The organism is Onishia taeanensis, from assembly GCF_013349955.1.
Classification (GTDB): Bacteria; Pseudomonadota; Gammaproteobacteria; order Pseudomonadales; family Halomonadaceae; genus Onishia; species Onishia taeanensis_B.
Window position 1 is genome coordinate 321,021 of sequence record NZ_JABVXC010000002.1, and the last position, 16,593, is coordinate 337,613.

Sequence of the window (16,593 nt, forward strand, 5' to 3'; positions counted from 1 at the left end):
GGTAAGGAGAAACGTCCATGAGCCCAGAGATGGTAATGAGCATGGCCTATCAGGGCATGCGCGTGACCCTGTTCATGGCCGCCCCACTGCTGCTGACAGCACTGCTGATCGGTTTGCTGGTCAGTCTTTTTCAAGCGGCCACCCAGATCAACGAAATGACGCTTTCCTTTATCCCGAAGATACTCGGGGTATTCGGCATGTTGGTACTGCTTGGCCCCTGGCTGCTCAAACTGATCATAGGCTTCACGCGTGAGCTAATTCAAAATATCCCCCTCATGGTCAGCTAGGACCATGGTCGAAGTCACCTTTGACCAACTGCATGGCTGGCTAGTCGCCTTCCTGTGGCCTTTCATGCGCCTTTCTGCCTTCGTAATGGCGTCACCACTCTGGGGCCACTCCAGCGCCCCCCGCCAGGTAAAGATTGGCCTTACGGCGTTAATCTGTGTGGCCATCACCCCTACCCTCCCCCCCATGCCCGACGCCCCGATCATGTCGTGGGCTGGGCTTGGCATCATGATCGAGCAGGTAGTGATCGGTGCCGCCATGGGTGTGGTCATGCACGTCATCTTTGCCACCGTTCAGGCGGCCGGCGACTTCATAGCACTGCAGATGGGGCTGGGCTTCGCTACTTTCTTCTCTCCAGATACCGGCACCAACACCATGATTCTGGCACGTGTGCTCTACATGATCACACTGCTGATGTTTCTGGCCATGAATGGCCACCTGGTCGCCCTGGAGATCCTGGTCAATAGCTTCAGCACTTTGCCTATCGGCTCTGGTGTGAACCTAGATGCCTTTGAACTGCTGGCACGCTTTGGTAACACTATCTTCGTATTAGGTTTGAAGCTGGCGCTACCTGTCGTTTCAGCCCTTTTAATCATTAACCTGTCGCTCGGCATCCTCAACCGCTCGGCCCCACAGCTCACCGTCTTCTCGATCGGCTTTCCCATGTCACTCACAGCTGGCGTGTTCCTGCTGATGGTGCTGATGACCGACTTGGAGCGCTATTTAGAAAACCTCTTTGCAATTGGGCTTGGCTTTATGCGCAGTCTAGTGACAGCCATGACGCTCTAGGTAGGTAATCAGACTGACCACGTACCAAAAAAGCCCTCTGCCTAAAGAAAAGACGACAGAGGGCTTTATGAGCAGCTGCTTTAGGGTCAAACCGTTCTGGTAAACAGAACCCTAGAAAAGCTTCGTATTACAGGCCTTTTGAGATCGGGAACGACCTACCAGCCACGTTACTTCTCATGCCATTATCCTTTCACGCTGGCTAATCGCCTTGATAAGCGTCAGATCTGATCAAAGAGTGACATGCCCTGAATATTCGCAAATGATTTTTGGGCTGCCTGTAAGCCCACTTGGCGCAGGCTATACTCAGAGATCGCCTCGACATAGTCCAGATCGACCAGGTCCGACCGCGTCTGCTCGTAGCTCAGCTTGCGATTACTGCTGACCTGATCGACCACATCCAGCTCGTTGAGACGGGCACCAACGGAAGCGCGGGTAGTGAGCACATTATCAAGGCTGTTATCCAGCTCACGCATCGAAGTATTGATTGTGTTTTGCTGGTCCGCCTTAAGGCCAGGATCGCCATCAACGGGTGTCTTCAGGACATCGATAGCCGACTTGAGGGTTGCAAAGACATCCTGATTAGCGTCTGAACCATCGGCAGGATTTACCTTGATGCTATCTCCACCAGCGGCGTCAGGCGTACCGTCTAAAGTGATCGACAAGGCACCACCACCGAGCTCAATGCTTTCTCCACTGACATAACTCTCCGTGGGTCCAGTGGTAGTCGTGCCATCAGGCGCAGTGGTCACGACCTGATAGCTACTGTCATCGAGAAAGTTGATTTGGTAGGCGTCTTCCCCATATCCAGGAACCGAGGAGTCAAGACGGTTCGGACCCGAGAAGGTCACGTTGCCATCGCCCGCTGTATCGCGTGCTGCGGTGGCTACGTAACCGGCACCGCTGGGTACGCTGTTAAAGATGGCATCGCCACTATCCGATACGGGCATGAGACGTGACGAGTCGATACGCTCCTCACGATTAGCGCTGTCTCCGATATAAGTCACATCACCACTATTGTTTTGCACGAAAGGCGGGGCGTCATCCTGATAGCCACCGAACAGATAAGCCCCGTTGCCATCCGTGGCATTAGCCTGACCGAGCATGGTGTTATAGATGCCTTCCAACTCACTGGCCGCAGATTGCCTGTCGGCATCGCTCAGTGTGCCATTGGCTGCCTGCACCAGCAGTGTCTTGGCACTACTGATCGCCTGGCTAACACTATTGAGCACACTTTCCTCTTGTGAAAGCGAATTACGTGCGCTGACCCGAGAATCGGTATATTGCTCGGTAACCGACAGTGACTGGGACACACCCACTGCCTGTGAGGCCGCCTGGGGGTCATCCGAGGGATTAACTACCCGGCGCCCACTGGCAATCTGCTGGCCGACGTCGATAAACTGACTCTGTTGCCGGTTCAGACTACCCGCGCCCTGCTCAAACATTGTCACGGTACTGATACGCATGATTCGAAACTCCTATGATCAGGTCCGCAGGCCGAGAATGGTGTCGAACACGGTAGAAGCGGTCTGAATGACCTTGGAATTGGCTTGGTAATACTGCTGGTAACGAATCAGGTTAGCCGCTTCTTCATCGAGGTTGACCCCGGACTCCGACTGCTGAACACCGCGCAACTGTTCGGTTAAGCCGTTCTGCGCCTCTAGGTTTACCTGCACGATATTCGTGCGATTACCTACATCACTGACCATCGACGCATAAGACTCATTCAGCGTCGCAGAACCAGTCACCAATTCACTGCCCTGCAAGTCCTGTAGTGCAATCGCATTACGATTGTCGCCGGTACCGGCACCATTCAGGCCCAGGCTTAGCGTTTGACCATCCGCCAGATTGCCGAAGGTCAGTGCCACGCCATCAAGGGTTATCTCGTCGCCAGGCTGTACGCTGAAGTTCTGAGATGCGCCGGTGTCAGGGGTGGCCACGATATCGAAACTGCCGCCACCGGCGTCGCTGATGCTAAGCGACCAGGGAGCATTGCCCGACGCAAGCGCGTTACCAGGCTCGCCCTTGATGGACGCTACGGCCTCTGTATCACCGTTCAATATGCTGCCCGCCGCAATCTTGTCCAGATCGCTAATTTCGGTCTGCATGTCACGGCCCGCTCGGCGCACCGGCTGCACTTCAAAACGATCTCCCTGCTGCAGAGACCCTGAGTCGAAGGTAATGGCCACCCCTCCGAACGTCAGCTCATCGCTGCCGTTGAAAGTAAAGTCACTGCCTGCGGCAAGTTCCGCACCCGAATCTTTACGGGTGATGGTGAAGTCTTCAGCCGCCGTCGGCGTGCCATTCTCGACTCGGATCTCGTAGTCGGTAGCAAGCAGGTTGGAGGTGTCGCCAAAGGTCGTGGAAGCGACATCGGCAGTACCTTCATTGTCCGAATGCGCATAGGCACGTGGTGAACCGATGCTGAAGAAAGACCCGCCGACGTCGCCATCGAGATCAATACCGGCCGCATGCTGCTCATTGAACCCCGAGACAAGTGATACCGCGAGCTGACCGATCTGGTTCTGGGTCTTATCCAGCGTTTCGCTACGGAAGTTCAGCAGGCCACCGAGACTGCCACCGGTGATACGGTTCTCATTGAGTTCTACCATATTACCACCGGAATCCTGGTAGCCCACCACGGTGCGCTGGGGATCGGCATTGGAGCTGATGGCCTCCAGCTGGAAGTTGTTGGTACCGGCAACCAACGGCTGACCATTCGACAGGGTCACGTTATAGGTGCCGCCGTCCTGAATATTGAGCTTGATATTCAGTCGTTCGCTCAGATCGTTTACCAGCTTGTCGCGCTGATTGAGCAAGCTGTTTGGAGCTTCACCGGTCTTGGCTTCGGCGAGCACGATTTCGCGATTGAGAGACGCAAGCTGCTTGGAGGTGTTATTGATCTGCGTGACTTCATCACCGATCTTGGCATTGATCCCCGTTTGCATATCCTGGAGATAAGCATCGAAGGATCGCACTTGGGCACTCAAGGTATCGGCTGATCCCAGCACACCCTGCCGGGCAGCAGGGTCCGAAGGTGAACCCGATAGGTCGCTCATTGCCGAGAAGAAATCCTGCATCAGCGGTGAGAGCCCGGCCCCGTCGTCAGCCAGCAGGTTATCGATCTGACTGACTTGAGTCTGGTACGTTTCCAAAGCGGACGACGTACTGGTCGCATCATTGAGCTGATCGGCCACATAGCGATCGAACTGACGCTGGATATCGCTAACTTTGACACCACCCGAGGTATTACCCTCGGTGAGGATCGTCAGTTCCCGATTGTAGCCCGGTGTATAGACATTGCTGATGTTGTTACTGGTGGTGTTCAGGGCATTCTGCGCGGCATTCAGGCCGCTGAGGCCGATAGTAAACATGCTCATGACGGGAATCCTTTACATCAATAATCAACATATCGGCCGGAGGCCCGCAGACTTGATAGTGGCGCAGCGCAATCGTGCCAGGCTTGGTACGAAAACTAGCTGCGCTCGCTGACTCTTCATACCAACCCTAGCGTTCACCCACTGAACTATCTGCCAGGCGCTGTTGGCTAGCAGGCTTCAGCGGACCCAGCGTGTCCATGACAGCAATCAATTTATCGGCATAGCGAGGATCGGTGGCGTAACCACCAGCCTGCAGGGCTTGAGCAGCCTGACCGGCATCCGGAGCGGTCAATACACCGGCATAGCGCGGGTTGTCACCGATCAGTCGCGCATAGTCGGTGAAGGCTGCCTCGTAAGAGTCATAGACCCGGAAGCTATCGGTGATCGCCACTCGCTTGCCATCGATCACCTCATGGGTCCTGACATCAGTCGTCTCACCCTGCCAATCGCTGCCGGCCTTGATGCCAAAGAGGTTATGGCTGTTGCTACCGTCTTGAGTGGTAATGGAATAGCGTCCCCAGCCGGTTTCCAGGGCTGCCTGGGAGAGAATGAGTTCGGCCGGCACGCCGGTCGTGCGGCTCGCTCGCTGGGCCGGCTCCTCGAGCAGCGCCCTGAAGCTCTCGACATGTTCGAGGCGAGAAGCCTGACGAGTCGATTCCTGCTGATCGCTGCCAGCCATCCGGTCGGTGGGTGCTACCGCATCACTCGACAGTCTGGCATCCACAGCATCCAGGAAGTTCTGCGGCACTGCGGAACGTTCTGCGCCTTGAACATTCGCCGAGTGCTGCGCTTCTGACCGGGCGAACTGTTGCAGCGGCTCGCCACGGGGAATGCCCGAAATCAGACTATCACTGCGGGTATCGACGCTATGCCGACCACCTCCGAGCTGTTTCTCCAGCATCTCGGCCAGACCAAAGCCCTGACCGGAAAGGTGCTGCGACCATTGCTGATCGAGCAGCGAGGTGAACATCTCGGTTTGCTTGCTGTTGAGAAGATCACTCTTGGGGATAGCATCACGCATGCTGGTCATCATCTTCTGCAGGAACAGCGCCTCGAACTGTTGGGCCGCCGCCTGCCTGCCGGCATCCTCGTCCACGCGCGCCGTATGCTTAAGGCGCTGAAAGCCTTGCATATCGAGGGCAAACTGGCCGCTCATGTCCTGAATCGTCATTAGATAATCTCCAACTCGGCGCGCAGCGAACCGGCAGCCTTCAGTGCCTGGAGAATGGACATCAGATCCTGCGGCGATGCCCCGAGTGCATTGAGTGCATCCACGACCTCGGACAGGTCGGCCCCTTCGACCTCTCGCAGATAAGCCTCCTGCTGCTGAATGCCGATATTGGTATCCGGTACGACGGCTGTCTGACCGCTCTCACTAAAGGCGTTGGGTTGGCTGACCTGGAAGTCGGTATCGATGATGATCGAGAGACTGCCGTGGGCCACCGCCGCATGCCGCAGCGTGACGCGACTGTTCATGACCACCGATCCGGTCCGCGAATTAATGACCACCTTGGCGGCCGCTTCGCGGGGATTGATCTCCACGTTCTCCACACGTGCCATGAAGCCGACCCGCGCATTGTCGTTCAAGGGGCCCTGCAGCTGAATGACGCGGCCATTGAGCGCAGAGGCCACCGGACGGCCAAACTCCATGTTGATCGCCGTCACTGCACGCTGGGCCGTGCCGAAATCCGTTTCCCTGAGCAACAGTTCCAACATCCCGCCCTGGCGGCCAAGTTCGAGCGGCACTTGACGCTCAACCAGCGCTCCCCCAGGGATGCGTCCATTGGCCTGCTGATTGATCTGAACACTGCTGCCACCGGCCTGTGCACCAACGCCAGACACGAGCAGATTGCCCTGCGCCATGGCGTAGGTCTGGCCATCGGCCCCCTTCAGAGGTGTCATCAATAGCGTCCCGCCGCGCAGGCTTTGCGCGTTACCCACTGACGACACCACGGTATCGAGTTCTTGACCCTGGCGTGCAAAGGCCGGAAGTTTGGCCGTAACCATCACAGCCGCCACGTTGCGCAGTTGCAGGTTGGTACCCTGAGGGACCGTAATCCCCAGCTGGGACAACATGTTGGTCAGACTCTGACTGGTGAAAGGCGCCTGGGTGGTCTGGTCGCCGGTACCATCAAGTCCAACGACCAGGCCGTAACCGACGAGGGCATTATCACGCACACCGGCGAAATCAGACAGCTCACGCAACTGCTCGGCACGTGCAGATAATGCCCACACCAGCAGCAGGGCAAGCACCAGGCCTTGCCGAAGAACACAAAACTCTCGAGAAACGAAAAATGCACGCATCATTCAGGCCTTGCCAAGGAAGTCGGATAACACCTAGAACGGCGAAATATTGAGGAAGAAACGCTGCAGCCAACCCATGTGCTGCGCCTCGTTGATATAGCCGTCGCCTACGTACTCGATACGCGCATCGGCGACCTGAGTCGAAGGCACGGTATTTTGTCCGGTAATGGTGCGAGGATTTACCACGCCGGAAAAGCGTATGAACTCGGTCCCCTGGTTGATGGCGATCTGCTTCTCGCCCCTTACCCGCAGGTTACCGTTAGGCATCACATCCAATACCGAGACGGTAATGGTCCCGGTGAAGGTATTGTTGGCCTCGGAGCCGCCTCCGCCGGTGAAGTCACTCTGTCCGGAGAGGTCGAAGCCGTATTCGGCCAGCTGTTCAAGCGCATCGGGGGTGTTATCGATGGTCAGTCCAGCAGAACCGGAGCGATCCGCATTGCTTTGCGAGTTCTTGCTGGCACTGACCTCTTCATCGAGCACGATCGTCAGAATGTCGCCGATCGCCCTAGGCCTGCGATCTTCAAACAGCGGCTGATAAGCATAGCCAGCGTTGGCCTGGTAGATGGAGCCGTTGGGCGCGGGCGGCCGCGGTTCGGCGATATTGACCTGCTCCTGCTCACCCACTACCGATGCCCGTGGCAGCTGCGCACAGCCAGACACCAGCAGACACAGCGCCACAACCAGAGCCCAGTGCCGGACCGGCATACACCCCTTGAACATCATGACCGCCCCTTGGTTACAGCTGTGCCAGCCGGCTCAGCATTTCATCGGACGTCTTGACTGCCTTGCTGTTGATCTCATAGGCCCGCTGGGTCTGGATCATGCTGACCATTTCTTCGACGACATTGACGTTGGAGGTTTCCACATAGCCCTGGTAAATCGTCCCCAGCCCATTGGCACCAGGGATATTTTCGTTACGAGGGCCTGAGGATGCCGTTTCCAGGTATTGGTTTTCCCCGATGCTTTCGAGACCGGCCGGGTTAACGAAACTGGACAGCGTCAGCTGACCAATTTCGCGGTTGCCTGCCACACCGGGCTCGGTCACCGAGACAATACCGTCCTGACCGATGCTGACGGAAAGCGCATTTTCCGGGACGACAATCGCCGGCTGAACGGGATAGCCGCTCGACGTCACCATCTGGCCGTTGGCATCGAGCTGAAAACTGCCATCGCGGGTATAGGCCGTAGTGCCATCGGGGCGCAGTACGTTGAAAAAGCCGTTGCCGTTAATCGCCAGGTCACGAGAGTTCTCGGTTTGCTCAATGGCGCCTTGGCTATGCAGCCGCTCGTTGGCCACCGGGCGCACGCCGCTACCCACCTGCAGCCCCGAAGGCAAGGTGTTCTGAGCATCGTTCTGGGCACCCGGCTGACGCAGGTTCTGGTACATAAGATCTTCGAACACGGCTCGAGACTTCTTGAAACCGTTGGTGCTGACGTTGGCCAGATTGTTCGAGATGACGTCCATCTGAACCTGTTGGGACTCGAGTCCCGTCTTGGCGGTCCACAATGATCGAATCATGATGTTCTCTCCTGAAACAGTTCGCCTGAAGGTAAGCCGCTATCAACTGAGAGACAGCAGGCTGGTGGCACGCTGAGCATTCTCGTCGGCGCTGCTGATGACCTTCATCTGCATTTCGAAGCGCCGCGCCGTATCGATCATCGACACCATCGATTCGATCGCGCTGACGTTACTGCCTTCCAGGGCACCCGAGGCAACCCGGACATCCTCGTCACGGCCCAGCACTTGCGGCTGACCGTTGGGCCCTGCGCGAAAGAGGCCATCCTCGCCGCGGGTCAAACCGGCATCGCCGGGGGAGACGAGCTTCAGGCGCCCCACATTGACGATGGCGTCGGGGTTTTGGCCGGCACCAATCGCACTGATGGTACCGTCACCACCCACGGCAAGCTTGGCTTCCAGAGGAACGGCGATGGGCCCGCCGTCGCCCAACACGGGACGTCCACCACTGGTCAATACGCCATTACCGTCAACCTGCAGGTCGCCGCGGCGGGTATAGGCTTCATTGCCACCGGCATCCTGCACGGCCAGCCAGCCATCACCTCGAATCGCCACGTCGAGGTCACGGCCGGTGGCGTTGACAGGGCCGGGACTAAAGTCCGACCCCGGCGTGCTGGCCGCCACCGAGGCTCGCGTATCCAGAACGCCATCCCCCTGAACCGGTACGGCGCGCATGGCGTGAAGCTGCGCCCGAAACCCCGATGTCGAAGCGTTGGCCAGGTTATTACTGACCACCGCCTGCTGCTGAAGACTCTGGCTGGCGCCGCTCATGGCGGTATATAGCATGCGGTCCATTATCGACTCATCCTCACCCGTTAACGCAGGTTAACAGCGCTCTGCAGAATCTCATCCTGGACCTTGATGGTCTGGGAGTTCGCCTGATAGGCCCGCTGCGCCACGATCATGTCGACCAGCTCGGAGGCCATATCAACGTTGGAGGTCTCGACCGCACCGGCAGTGACACTGCCCAGCACCCCGGTCCCCGGCTGCCCGACCAGCTCGCCGCCAGACGCAGCGGTCTCGGTCCAGGCGTTGTCACCGGCCGCCTTCAAGCCTTCCGGATTGCGGAAGTTGGCCAGGGCAATCTGCCCTGCGGCCTGGGACTGCTCGTTGGAGAAGTTACGCACGATGCTGCCATCGTCTTCGATCTCGATTCCCACCAGCGTACCTGCCGTGTAGCCGTTCTGAGTCAAGCTATTGACCGTAGAATCATTAGAAAACTGTGTTCCTGCGAGGCCGAGATTAAATGCCAGGGGTTCGAAGTCATCACCGATATCAAACTGAACGTCACGTTCTCCCCCCCGAATCAAACGACCGCTGGCATCGAATCGGACTGTACCGAGAGAATCGCTTGCCGTTTCCGCTCCAGTTGGCCCACCATCAAGTCGTGCATCTACCTTCCATTCGTTCCACTCGGTATCAGATGTTGTGGCATTCAGGCGCGTATAAAACAGGGTCAGGTTGCGGGCATTGCCTTGGGAATCAAAGACGGTAGAAGAACTGGAATAGGAATAGGCATTGGAATCAGCGAGGTCAACTTCCGGCGCTGCCGCGGCCTGAAGCGGATTATTCAGCTCGGCAAGGCTCACATCTTGGGAAGTAACACCAGGACCAGGTGATTGGCCGGTCTTGTAGGCTGCCAGCTTGCCATCATTTACGTAGACATCGTAATCAGTACCATCCGCATCAGATACCTGTACTCCTTCACCAGCACTAGTCAATAGTCGATCGTTGGCACCGACGCTATACAGGTCGCCATTATCCGCTATCCAAATGGTCTCGCTGTCGCTCGGCGCCGTAAGTGCCGGCTTAACTGGTGAAGGGGTCTCCTTCTTATTCAGGACGATCTCTCCATTGTCATCGATGACACGCAATTCGCCATCGCGGTACTCGACGGTATTCGCTCCATCATCATTGACAGCACCAGCTTCATCGACCTTCACCTGACTGCCATCAGCTTTAACGATCGGGCCATCGGCTAATTGATTCGACGGACTTTGCGCGAAATAAAGCTCATTATTGTCATCATTCCTGACAATGGCGCGCCCCTGAGCGTCCATCACCAATTCACCTTCGAACTTGGGCACACTGGCATCAAGGTTGAAGCTGATATCTACCTCATCAGTTGCCTTGGCTGGCATGCTGTCGGCGGCGACTTGCAACACTTCTGGCTGACCACCGGTGACAACTTCAGAAAAAGGATCATTGGCATTCTGAAGTCCGTAGCCCATCAGCCGCGCGCCCTGAGCGTTCACCAGGTAGCCATCGGCGTCCATGCTCAGCTGACCGTTACGCGAGTAAACCGTTTCGCCATTCTGCTGCATGCGGAAAAAGCCTTCGCCGCTGATGGCCAGATCCAGCTCGCGACTGGTGCTTTCAATGTTGCCGTCGCTGAAATCCTGCCGCACGGCCGCAACCTGTGTCCCCAGGCCCACGTCGGCGTTGGCGAAGACATCAGCGAAAAGCGTCGTGGACGACTTGAAGCCAACGGTCTGGGAGTTGGCGATGTTATTGCCCAAGGTATTCAGGTTGGCCTTGGCGGCATTCAGGCCACTCAGCGCTTGTGAAAAGCCCATGGTTCATTTCCTTTATGGCGATGTGAAGGTGCGATATGAGAGACGGGTACTTTATCTAAACCAGCTTTTTACGCCGGATAGCCTGGGCTGAAAAAACTCGCTGCGCCCAGGCCGAAGGCGTCAGAGGATCTGCTTGACGTCATTCAGGCCGACCTGTCCGTAGACGGCACCGAGGTCAAGCGAAACATCTCCGTTTTCCTGAGGCGTCACCGCCCCCACCTGTGCATAGTTAAGAACCTGGGAATCGATGGAACTTTCACCACGTGTCGCCTGCAAAGACACGTTATAAGCACCTTCCGGCGCTTTTTCCCCAGAAGACAGTTCTCCATCCCAGGAAATATTCGATACGCCGGCCTTGGCGCTACCCGCGTCATACTGGTCGACGACCTGACCGGAACCATTGGTAATGGTCACGCGCACATTATCGGCGGGCTGATCAAGCTCAATACCGATGGGCGTAGTGGTCACTTTCCCATCCATCTGACTGGTCAACACCTTATTGCCCGGCACCATCACACCAGAGCCGACCAAACCGGCTGCTTCAAGCGCCCTGCCTTGATCGATCTGATCTGTGATCGAAGAGAGTGTCGAGTTGAGTTTCTCGATGCCGCTGACGGTATTGATCTGCGCCAGCTGCGACGTCATCTCAGCATTCTCCATGGGATTCATGGGATCCTGATTCTGCAGCTGCGTCACCAGCAGTGTCATGAATTGATCGTTGAGATCGTCAGATTCGCGGTTAGTGGCTGCCTTACCGGTTTGCCCGGCGGTGCCGTTAACGCTATTCAAAACACTCGAGTCAATGCTAGTAGCCATTCAATCAGTTCTCCCCCAGGGTCAGCGTTTTGGTCATCAGCTGTTTGCTGGTGTTCATTACTTCGATATTCGCCTGGTAGGAACGTGACGCCGAGATCATGTTGACCATCTCGTTGGTGGGATCCACGTTGGGCATGGTCACGTAGCCATCGTCATCTGCAAGCGGGTGATCAGGGCGGTATTCCATGCGCATCGGCGACGGATCATCCACAACGCCGGTGACACGTACGCCACCGACTTCAGAGCCACCCTGTTGCTGGGCCTCAAACCAGACTTGCTTGGCGCGGTAAGCCTCGCCATCAGGTCCCGCCACGCTATCCGCGTTAGCGAGGTTGCTGGCGGTCACGTTCATCCGCTGCGCCTGCGCGCTCATAGCGGAAGCGGATATGTCAAAGATCGAAAACATCGACATGCTTAGCTCACTCCTTAGGCTCGGAAGCAACCATCATTGTGATGATCATTCCGACTGCATGGCTGACTTGAGGCCCTGAATCCGGCTGTTCAGCATCGTCAGGGAGGCTTGGTAACGGACAGCATTGTCGGCAAATTCAGCCCGCTCACGATCCATATCGACCGTATTGCCATCAAGGCTTGGCTGGGCCGGTACGCGATACATCAGGTCATGCACCTTGCTGCCTGAGGCGCCATGGCCTCCAATGTGCCCCGCAGAGGTAGTCGACAGAGAAAGACCGCTCTGACCCGCACGATCACCTTCCATCGCTCGCGACAGCTCCTGCGAAAAATCAAAGTCGCGTGCCTTGTAATTAGGCGTATCAGCGTTGGCAATGTTACTGGTCAAGACCTCATGCCGCTGCTGGCGAAGGCTGAGGACCTCCTGCTGGAAGTTCAGCGCCGACCCGAGCTTATCGATCATTTGTGCACCCACAATCGCAAAATGGGGAAATGTTGAGAGTGAAGAATAGCGATGCCCCCGTCATCTCAAAGGATCAAACAGACCCGCATTTCGCACCCAATTCCGTTATTGAACTGGCCAGCAGCCGAGTAGAATTGGCTCAAACCCAATCCCCAGCCTCCTCGAGTCAGTGATTGCCATGCCCCAAACGCCCTGCAAGCCTGCCTCTCGGTCTCGCATCGCGAGCGCCTCTCGCAAGAGAGGCCTGCGCTTCACCCTGTCACTATCTCTCCTGATGTGGATAGCGCTAACGGCGGCACCTTCACTCGCGCAGAATCAAGCAGCGAACCAGGACCCAGCATTGGTCGAGGCCGTGAAACGCTTCCTGCTGGACCAAGCGCCCGAGGACGCCGAAGAGGTGAGGGTCGAAGTGTTTCCGCCTTCGGCGCAATTCGGCGCCTGCTCATCGCCACAGCCTTTCTTTCCCAACAGGCACCAGCGCCAGTGGGGGCGCGTCTCGGTAGGCGTCGAGTGCTCAGGTTCTCAGGATCGCTATCTCCAGGCAGAAGTGGAGGGCATCGGCAGTTACGTCACGGCAGCCGAACGCATTGAGACCGGCACCGTCATCGATCAAGGCATGCTTACCATTCGCCAGGGCAGTCTGGGGCGCCTGCCATCCAGCACGATTCGCCACGCAGATGAGGCGATTGGCAAGATGACGAGGCGCACGGTCTCGGCAGGCTCGACCCTGCGAGAACACCAATTGCGCAATATTCCTCTGGTCGAACAACGTCAGTCCGTATCGGTGGAGGCTCAGGGGGGTGGCTTTCGTGTCTCGCGGGAAGGCGAGGCACTGGAGGATGGAGGAATGGGAGATGAGGTTAGAGTTCGCCTCTCACGACGTGAGATCATTACCGGGGAAGTGATCGGCTCCGATCGCGTTGCCGTCGACTTCTAAAGTCATCATGCGGCACCGACAAAAAAAGCCCGCTACGATTAAAGATACCGCCCAACTGGCCGATACCATGGGCAAGCACCATTGACGAGGCCACTCCCTTGAAAATCGACAGCTCCCAATCTTTGACCCGCCTGCAGCAGACGGACCAGGCCACCAGCAAACCCGTCGCCGCCGGTAACTCGCAGGCATCGGCAACGCCGACCTCTGCGTCCGTCGCTCACCTGAGCACAGGCAGCCAGAATGCTAGCGGCGATATCGACACCGCACGGGTCGAGGAACTGCGTCTTGCCATCAGCGAAGGCCGCATGGAAATCGACGCCGACAAGATTGCCGACGGCCTCATTGCCAGCGTCCAGGATATCCTCAACGGGGAGTCTCCATGAGTTTGAGAGAATCTCTCGAACGTCAGCGGCAGCGCATCGCATCACTCGAGGCTCTCTTGAACGATGAGCGACAGGCATTGTTCGCAGGCCGCGTCGACGGTGAGTTGCTCAACCGCATTGCCGCCGACAAACAGGAGGTGCTGACCCAGGTCGAGCGCTTTGAAACCCAGCGCAGCCAGGTACAGCAACGCCTGGGATATGACGCAGGCCTTGAAGGCGCCGCCAGCGCTGCCTCCGATGCCGGCTGCCTACCTGTCTGGCAAGCATTGCTGGAGGACGCTCAACGCACGGCACGCCTTAATGCCATCAACGGCGACATGATTCGCCAGCGCCTCGAGCAAAATCAGCGCATGCTCAACGCGCTACGCGAGGCAGCAGGCAACAGCTTATATGGTCCCAATGGCCAGTCTGAACCTCGCCGCAGCTTAGTGTCCTCACGCGCCTGACACCCTCCCCCTCCGCTGCACCCTTCTTGACGACCACCGCCCATTGATGGTCGCTTCGCTGCAACGCCATGCCATGAAGCTCAAGGCGGGATTGGCATAGTGCACTATACTTATGTAGTGAACGCTACCGATCAGACCCGACACCTTGTTGCTGTTGCTGAAATCGCCACTCATGGATCGAGTGCGACCGCTAGAAGCCAGGGAGGCTCAACATGCCCGACTGCCCGCATACTTTTCACCGACTGACGCTATTGCTGTGCCTGCTGTGGCTGGCCACACCACCTTCAGTGGCAAACGACTGCCCAGACTGGTCAAGCCCCGCAGCCCAAAGCGCTATCGAAACCCTTGGAAAACGCCTTACCGAATGGAACAACGCCTATTATCGCGACGGCGAACGCCTGGTCGATGATGCCACCTATGATCAGGCTCGACGGCACTACCACCAGTGGCAGGCCTGCTTCGATATTCAAGCAGCCGAGATCTCAACTGCTCCGGCAACAGACTCAACCCTTCGACACCCCTACCCCCTGACGGGCCTCAACAAGCTCGACGATCTGGCCGCGCTTCATGATTGGATGGCCCAACGCCGAGAACGGGCGCTATGGGTTCAGCCCAAGGTCGATGGCGTCGCCGTCACCCTGGTTTATGAGACCGGCAAGCTCACGCGGGTGATCAGCCGCGGCGATAACCTCAGCGGACAGGATTGGTACAACAAGGCCCAGGCCATTGCAGCCATTCCCAAACAGCTATCCGCACCGGCACCGCCCCGAGCAACCCTGCAGGGCGAGCTCTATCTCCGCCTAACGGATCACGTCCAGGCCGAATCAGGCAGCGCCGGGGCCCGCAGCGCTATTGCTGGACTCATGGCAAGGAATACACTGAGCGCTGATGCCGGCGCTGACATCGGCCTCTTCGTATGGGGTTGGCCGGATGGCCCCAGCGACATCGAAACCAGGCTCAGCAGACTCGCCGACTGGGGCCTCACCGACAGCGCTCGCTTCAGCAAGGCTATCGACACGGCCCAGACGGTCGCCAAGGTCAGGCAGCGCTGGTATCGCCAGCCAGCGCCCTTTGCCACCGACGGCGTGGTGATTCGCCAATCGCACCGTCCGATTCACACGCCCTCTACCCGTGAGACAGCCAAGACACCACCCGACTGGGCCATCGCCTGGAAACACCCCTCGCGCAGCGCTCACGCTCTAGTCACAGGCGTCGAGTTCACCATCGGCCGCACGGGGCGAGTCACTCCTCTTCTTGAACTGCAACCCGTCGAGCTGGACGATCGCGAAATCAGCCATGTCAGTCTTGGCTCACTAGAACGTTGGCAAGAGGAAGACATCCGCCCCGGCGATCAGATCATCATTCAACTGGCCGGCGGTATCATCCCCCAATTCGATCGGATGCTGGTACGCACACAGCCACGCCCCGCTGTATCGCCTCCAGACCCAGACACCTACGACACCCTGAGCTGCCTGCAACTCAGCGACGGGTGTCGTGAGCAGTTTCTGGCCAGACTAACCTGGCTATCAGGTGATCAAGGGCTAGACATGGCAGGCATCGGCGAAGGCAGCTGGGTAACGCTTATCGACGCAGGCCTGGTAAGACACCTAAACGACTGGCAAGCCATAGAAGAAGAGCAGCTACGCGAACTTCCAGGGGTCGGCGAGACCCGCGCCGCTCAGTGGCTCGAGGCCTTTCATCCAGCGGATGGTTGGCGACTAAGCACCTGGCTCAAGGCGCTAGGCATGCCTCCTGCCGCAAACGACAGCCTGACGCCGACCACAGACCTTGCTAGCCTTCAAGCTCGATCAATAACAGACTGGAAAGCGTTCAAAGGGATTGGCCCCATAACCGCCCAAGAGCTTCGCGCTTTCTTTCAGCATCCGGAGATCCAGCACCTGCTAGCAGCGAGTCTCGATCATTCGTAACCATGGTTCATGCACAGGCTTATGAGGTCAGCTCGGCCCAAGCCCCGGAGACACGACAGGGGCCAACGGCACCAGCCAGCACGCCTGGCGTCGCAAAGGCGAACAGGGATAGAGAGATAACGCGAAGCAACGCAATATGACCTGAACCAGGAGCCGGCAACGATCGGCATTCAGGATCTACTCAAGAGAAAAGAGAATGCTCGGCGAGCAACACCAACCAGGAAAAGGCAGGCCAAGATAAGACAGGAGGGAATATCAACAATCGCAGACTGCAGTAGAAATGGCTCCCCGAACAGGACTCGAACCTGTGACCCAATGATTAACAGTCATTTGCTCTACCAACTGAGCTATCGGGGAAC

Annotated in this window: 17 protein-coding genes and 1 tRNA gene; 6 read left to right on the top strand and 12 right to left on the bottom strand. The window is 57.6% G+C overall.

Going from position 1 to position 16,593, the window contains the following annotated elements:
- Positions 1-17 precede the first annotated feature (17 nt).
- Positions 18-287, top strand: coding sequence for a flagellar biosynthesis protein FliQ (fliQ, locus tag HUS66_RS04295; RefSeq protein WP_092524835.1), 270 nt, complete (start codon positions 18-20; stop codon positions 285-287).
- A gap of 4 nt (positions 288-291) precedes the next feature.
- Positions 292-1,074, top strand: coding sequence for a flagellar biosynthetic protein FliR (gene fliR / locus HUS66_RS04300; protein WP_175069713.1), 783 nt, complete (start codon positions 292-294; stop codon positions 1,072-1,074).
- 218 nt (positions 1,075-1,292) lie between these two features.
- Here fliR and flgL read toward each other — a convergent pair whose 3' ends face one another.
- The 11 genes from flgL to flgB form a co-directional block, all read right to left on the bottom strand.
- The gene (flgL, locus tag HUS66_RS04305; protein WP_175069714.1) at positions 1,293-2,537 is read right to left on the bottom strand and encodes a flagellar hook-associated protein FlgL; all 1,245 of its coding nucleotides are present in this window, start codon (positions 2,535-2,537) and stop codon (positions 1,293-1,295) included.
- An 18-nt stretch (positions 2,538-2,555) separates the two neighbouring features.
- Positions 2,556-4,451: a flagellar hook-associated protein FlgK gene (flgK, locus tag HUS66_RS04310; protein WP_175069715.1), complete on the bottom strand. Its 1,896-nt coding sequence runs from the start codon at positions 4,449-4,451 to the stop codon at positions 2,556-2,558.
- Positions 4,452-4,578: 127 nt separating this feature from the next.
- Positions 4,579-5,622 (bottom strand): flagellar assembly peptidoglycan hydrolase FlgJ, encoded by a 1,044-nt coding sequence (gene flgJ, locus HUS66_RS04315; RefSeq protein WP_175069716.1) that lies wholly within the window; start codon positions 5,620-5,622, stop codon positions 4,579-4,581.
- On the bottom strand, positions 5,622-6,758 hold the full coding sequence (locus tag HUS66_RS04320) for a flagellar basal body P-ring protein FlgI (RefSeq protein ID WP_282848108.1): 1,137 nt from the start codon (positions 6,756-6,758) through the stop codon (positions 5,622-5,624). The genes flgJ and HUS66_RS04320 overlap by 1 nt, the downstream gene beginning before the upstream one ends.
- A 30-nt stretch (positions 6,759-6,788) precedes the next feature.
- Positions 6,789-7,478 (bottom strand): flagellar basal body L-ring protein FlgH, encoded by a 690-nt coding sequence (locus tag HUS66_RS04325; protein ID WP_425340068.1) that lies wholly within the window; start codon positions 7,476-7,478, stop codon positions 6,789-6,791.
- A gap of 16 nt (positions 7,479-7,494) precedes the next feature.
- On the bottom strand, positions 7,495-8,277 hold the full coding sequence (gene flgG, locus HUS66_RS04330; RefSeq protein WP_175069717.1) for a flagellar basal-body rod protein FlgG: 783 nt from the start codon (positions 8,275-8,277) through the stop codon (positions 7,495-7,497).
- Positions 8,278-8,319: 42 nt separating this feature from the next.
- A complete protein-coding gene (locus tag HUS66_RS04335; protein WP_175069718.1) occupies positions 8,320-9,069 on the bottom strand; it encodes a flagellar basal body rod protein FlgF in 750 nt (249 codons plus the stop codon).
- 20 nt (positions 9,070-9,089) lie between these two features.
- Positions 9,090-10,850 carry a flagellar hook protein FlgE gene (locus HUS66_RS04340; protein ID WP_175069719.1) on the bottom strand — a complete coding sequence of 587 codons (1,761 nt, stop codon included), beginning with the start codon at positions 10,848-10,850 and terminating at the stop codon, positions 9,090-9,092.
- A 120-nt stretch (positions 10,851-10,970) separates the two neighbouring features.
- Positions 10,971-11,666 carry a flagellar hook assembly protein FlgD gene (locus HUS66_RS04345; RefSeq protein ID WP_175069720.1) on the bottom strand — a complete coding sequence of 232 codons (696 nt, stop codon included), beginning with the start codon at positions 11,664-11,666 and terminating at the stop codon, positions 10,971-10,973.
- A gap of 4 nt (positions 11,667-11,670) precedes the next feature.
- A complete protein-coding gene (flgC, locus tag HUS66_RS04350; RefSeq protein WP_175069721.1) occupies positions 11,671-12,078 on the bottom strand; it encodes a flagellar basal body rod protein FlgC in 408 nt (135 codons plus the stop codon).
- Positions 12,079-12,123: 45 nt separating this feature from the next.
- Positions 12,124-12,540: a flagellar basal body rod protein FlgB gene (gene flgB, locus HUS66_RS04355; RefSeq protein ID WP_175069722.1), complete on the bottom strand. Its 417-nt coding sequence runs from the start codon at positions 12,538-12,540 to the stop codon at positions 12,124-12,126.
- Positions 12,541-12,880: 340 nt separating this feature from the next.
- Between flgB and flgA the strand changes: the two genes are divergently transcribed.
- From flgA to ligB, 4 genes are all read left to right on the top strand, one after another.
- Positions 12,881-13,477, top strand: coding sequence for a flagellar basal body P-ring formation chaperone FlgA (gene flgA, locus HUS66_RS04360; protein WP_254628676.1), 597 nt, complete (start codon positions 12,881-12,883; stop codon positions 13,475-13,477).
- A gap of 98 nt (positions 13,478-13,575) precedes the next feature.
- Positions 13,576-13,860 (top strand): flagellar biosynthesis anti-sigma factor FlgM, encoded by a 285-nt coding sequence (gene flgM / locus HUS66_RS04365; RefSeq protein WP_175069724.1) that lies wholly within the window; start codon positions 13,576-13,578, stop codon positions 13,858-13,860.
- Positions 13,857-14,306, top strand: a complete 450-nt coding sequence (locus HUS66_RS04370; RefSeq protein WP_175069725.1) for a flagella synthesis protein FlgN — start codon at positions 13,857-13,859, stop codon at positions 14,304-14,306. Before flgM ends, HUS66_RS04370 begins: the two co-directional genes overlap by 4 nt.
- 212 nt (positions 14,307-14,518) lie before the next feature.
- Entirely contained in the window at positions 14,519-16,234 is a 1,716-nt protein-coding gene (gene ligB, locus HUS66_RS04375; RefSeq protein ID WP_175069726.1) for an NAD-dependent DNA ligase LigB, read from the top strand.
- Positions 16,235-16,515: 281 nt separating this feature from the next.
- Here ligB and HUS66_RS04380 read toward each other — a convergent pair.
- Positions 16,516-16,591: transfer RNA gene (locus HUS66_RS04380), tRNA-Asn, on the bottom strand.
- Positions 16,592-16,593: the final 2 nt, after the last annotated feature.

Coding starts and splice junctions, on each gene's coding strand:
- fliQ (WP_092524835.1), top strand. CDS start 18: ATGAGCCCAGAGATGGTAATGAGCATGGCCTATCAGGGCATGCGCGTG.
- fliR (WP_175069713.1), top strand. CDS start 292: ATGGTCGAAGTCACCTTTGACCAACTGCATGGCTGGCTAGTCGCCTTC.
- flgL (WP_175069714.1), bottom strand. CDS start 2,537: ATGCGTATCAGTACCGTGACAATGTTTGAGCAGGGCGCGGGTAGTCTG.
- flgK (WP_175069715.1), bottom strand. CDS start 4,451: ATGAGCATGTTTACTATCGGCCTCAGCGGCCTGAATGCCGCGCAGAAT.
- flgJ (WP_175069716.1), bottom strand. CDS start 5,622: ATGACGATTCAGGACATGAGCGGCCAGTTTGCCCTCGATATGCAAGGC.
- HUS66_RS04320 (WP_282848108.1), bottom strand. CDS start 6,758: ATGATGCGTGCATTTTTCGTTTCTCGAGAGTTTTGTGTTCTTCGGCAA.
- HUS66_RS04325 (WP_425340068.1), bottom strand. CDS start 7,478: ATGTTCAAGGGGTGTATGCCGGTCCGGCACTGGGCTCTGGTTGTGGCG.
- flgG (WP_175069717.1), bottom strand. CDS start 8,277: ATGATTCGATCATTGTGGACCGCCAAGACGGGACTCGAGTCCCAACAG.
- HUS66_RS04335 (WP_175069718.1), bottom strand. CDS start 9,069: ATGGACCGCATGCTATATACCGCCATGAGCGGCGCCAGCCAGAGTCTT.
- HUS66_RS04340 (WP_175069719.1), bottom strand. CDS start 10,850: ATGGGCTTTTCACAAGCGCTGAGTGGCCTGAATGCCGCCAAGGCCAAC.
- HUS66_RS04345 (WP_175069720.1), bottom strand. CDS start 11,666: ATGGCTACTAGCATTGACTCGAGTGTTTTGAATAGCGTTAACGGCACC.
- flgC (WP_175069721.1), bottom strand. CDS start 12,078: ATGTCGATGTTTTCGATCTTTGACATATCCGCTTCCGCTATGAGCGCG.
- flgB (WP_175069722.1), bottom strand. CDS start 12,540: ATGATCGATAAGCTCGGGTCGGCGCTGAACTTCCAGCAGGAGGTCCTC.
- HUS66_RS04370 (WP_175069725.1), top strand. CDS start 13,857: ATGAGTTTGAGAGAATCTCTCGAACGTCAGCGGCAGCGCATCGCATCA.
- ligB (WP_175069726.1), top strand. CDS start 14,519: ATGCCCGACTGCCCGCATACTTTTCACCGACTGACGCTATTGCTGTGC.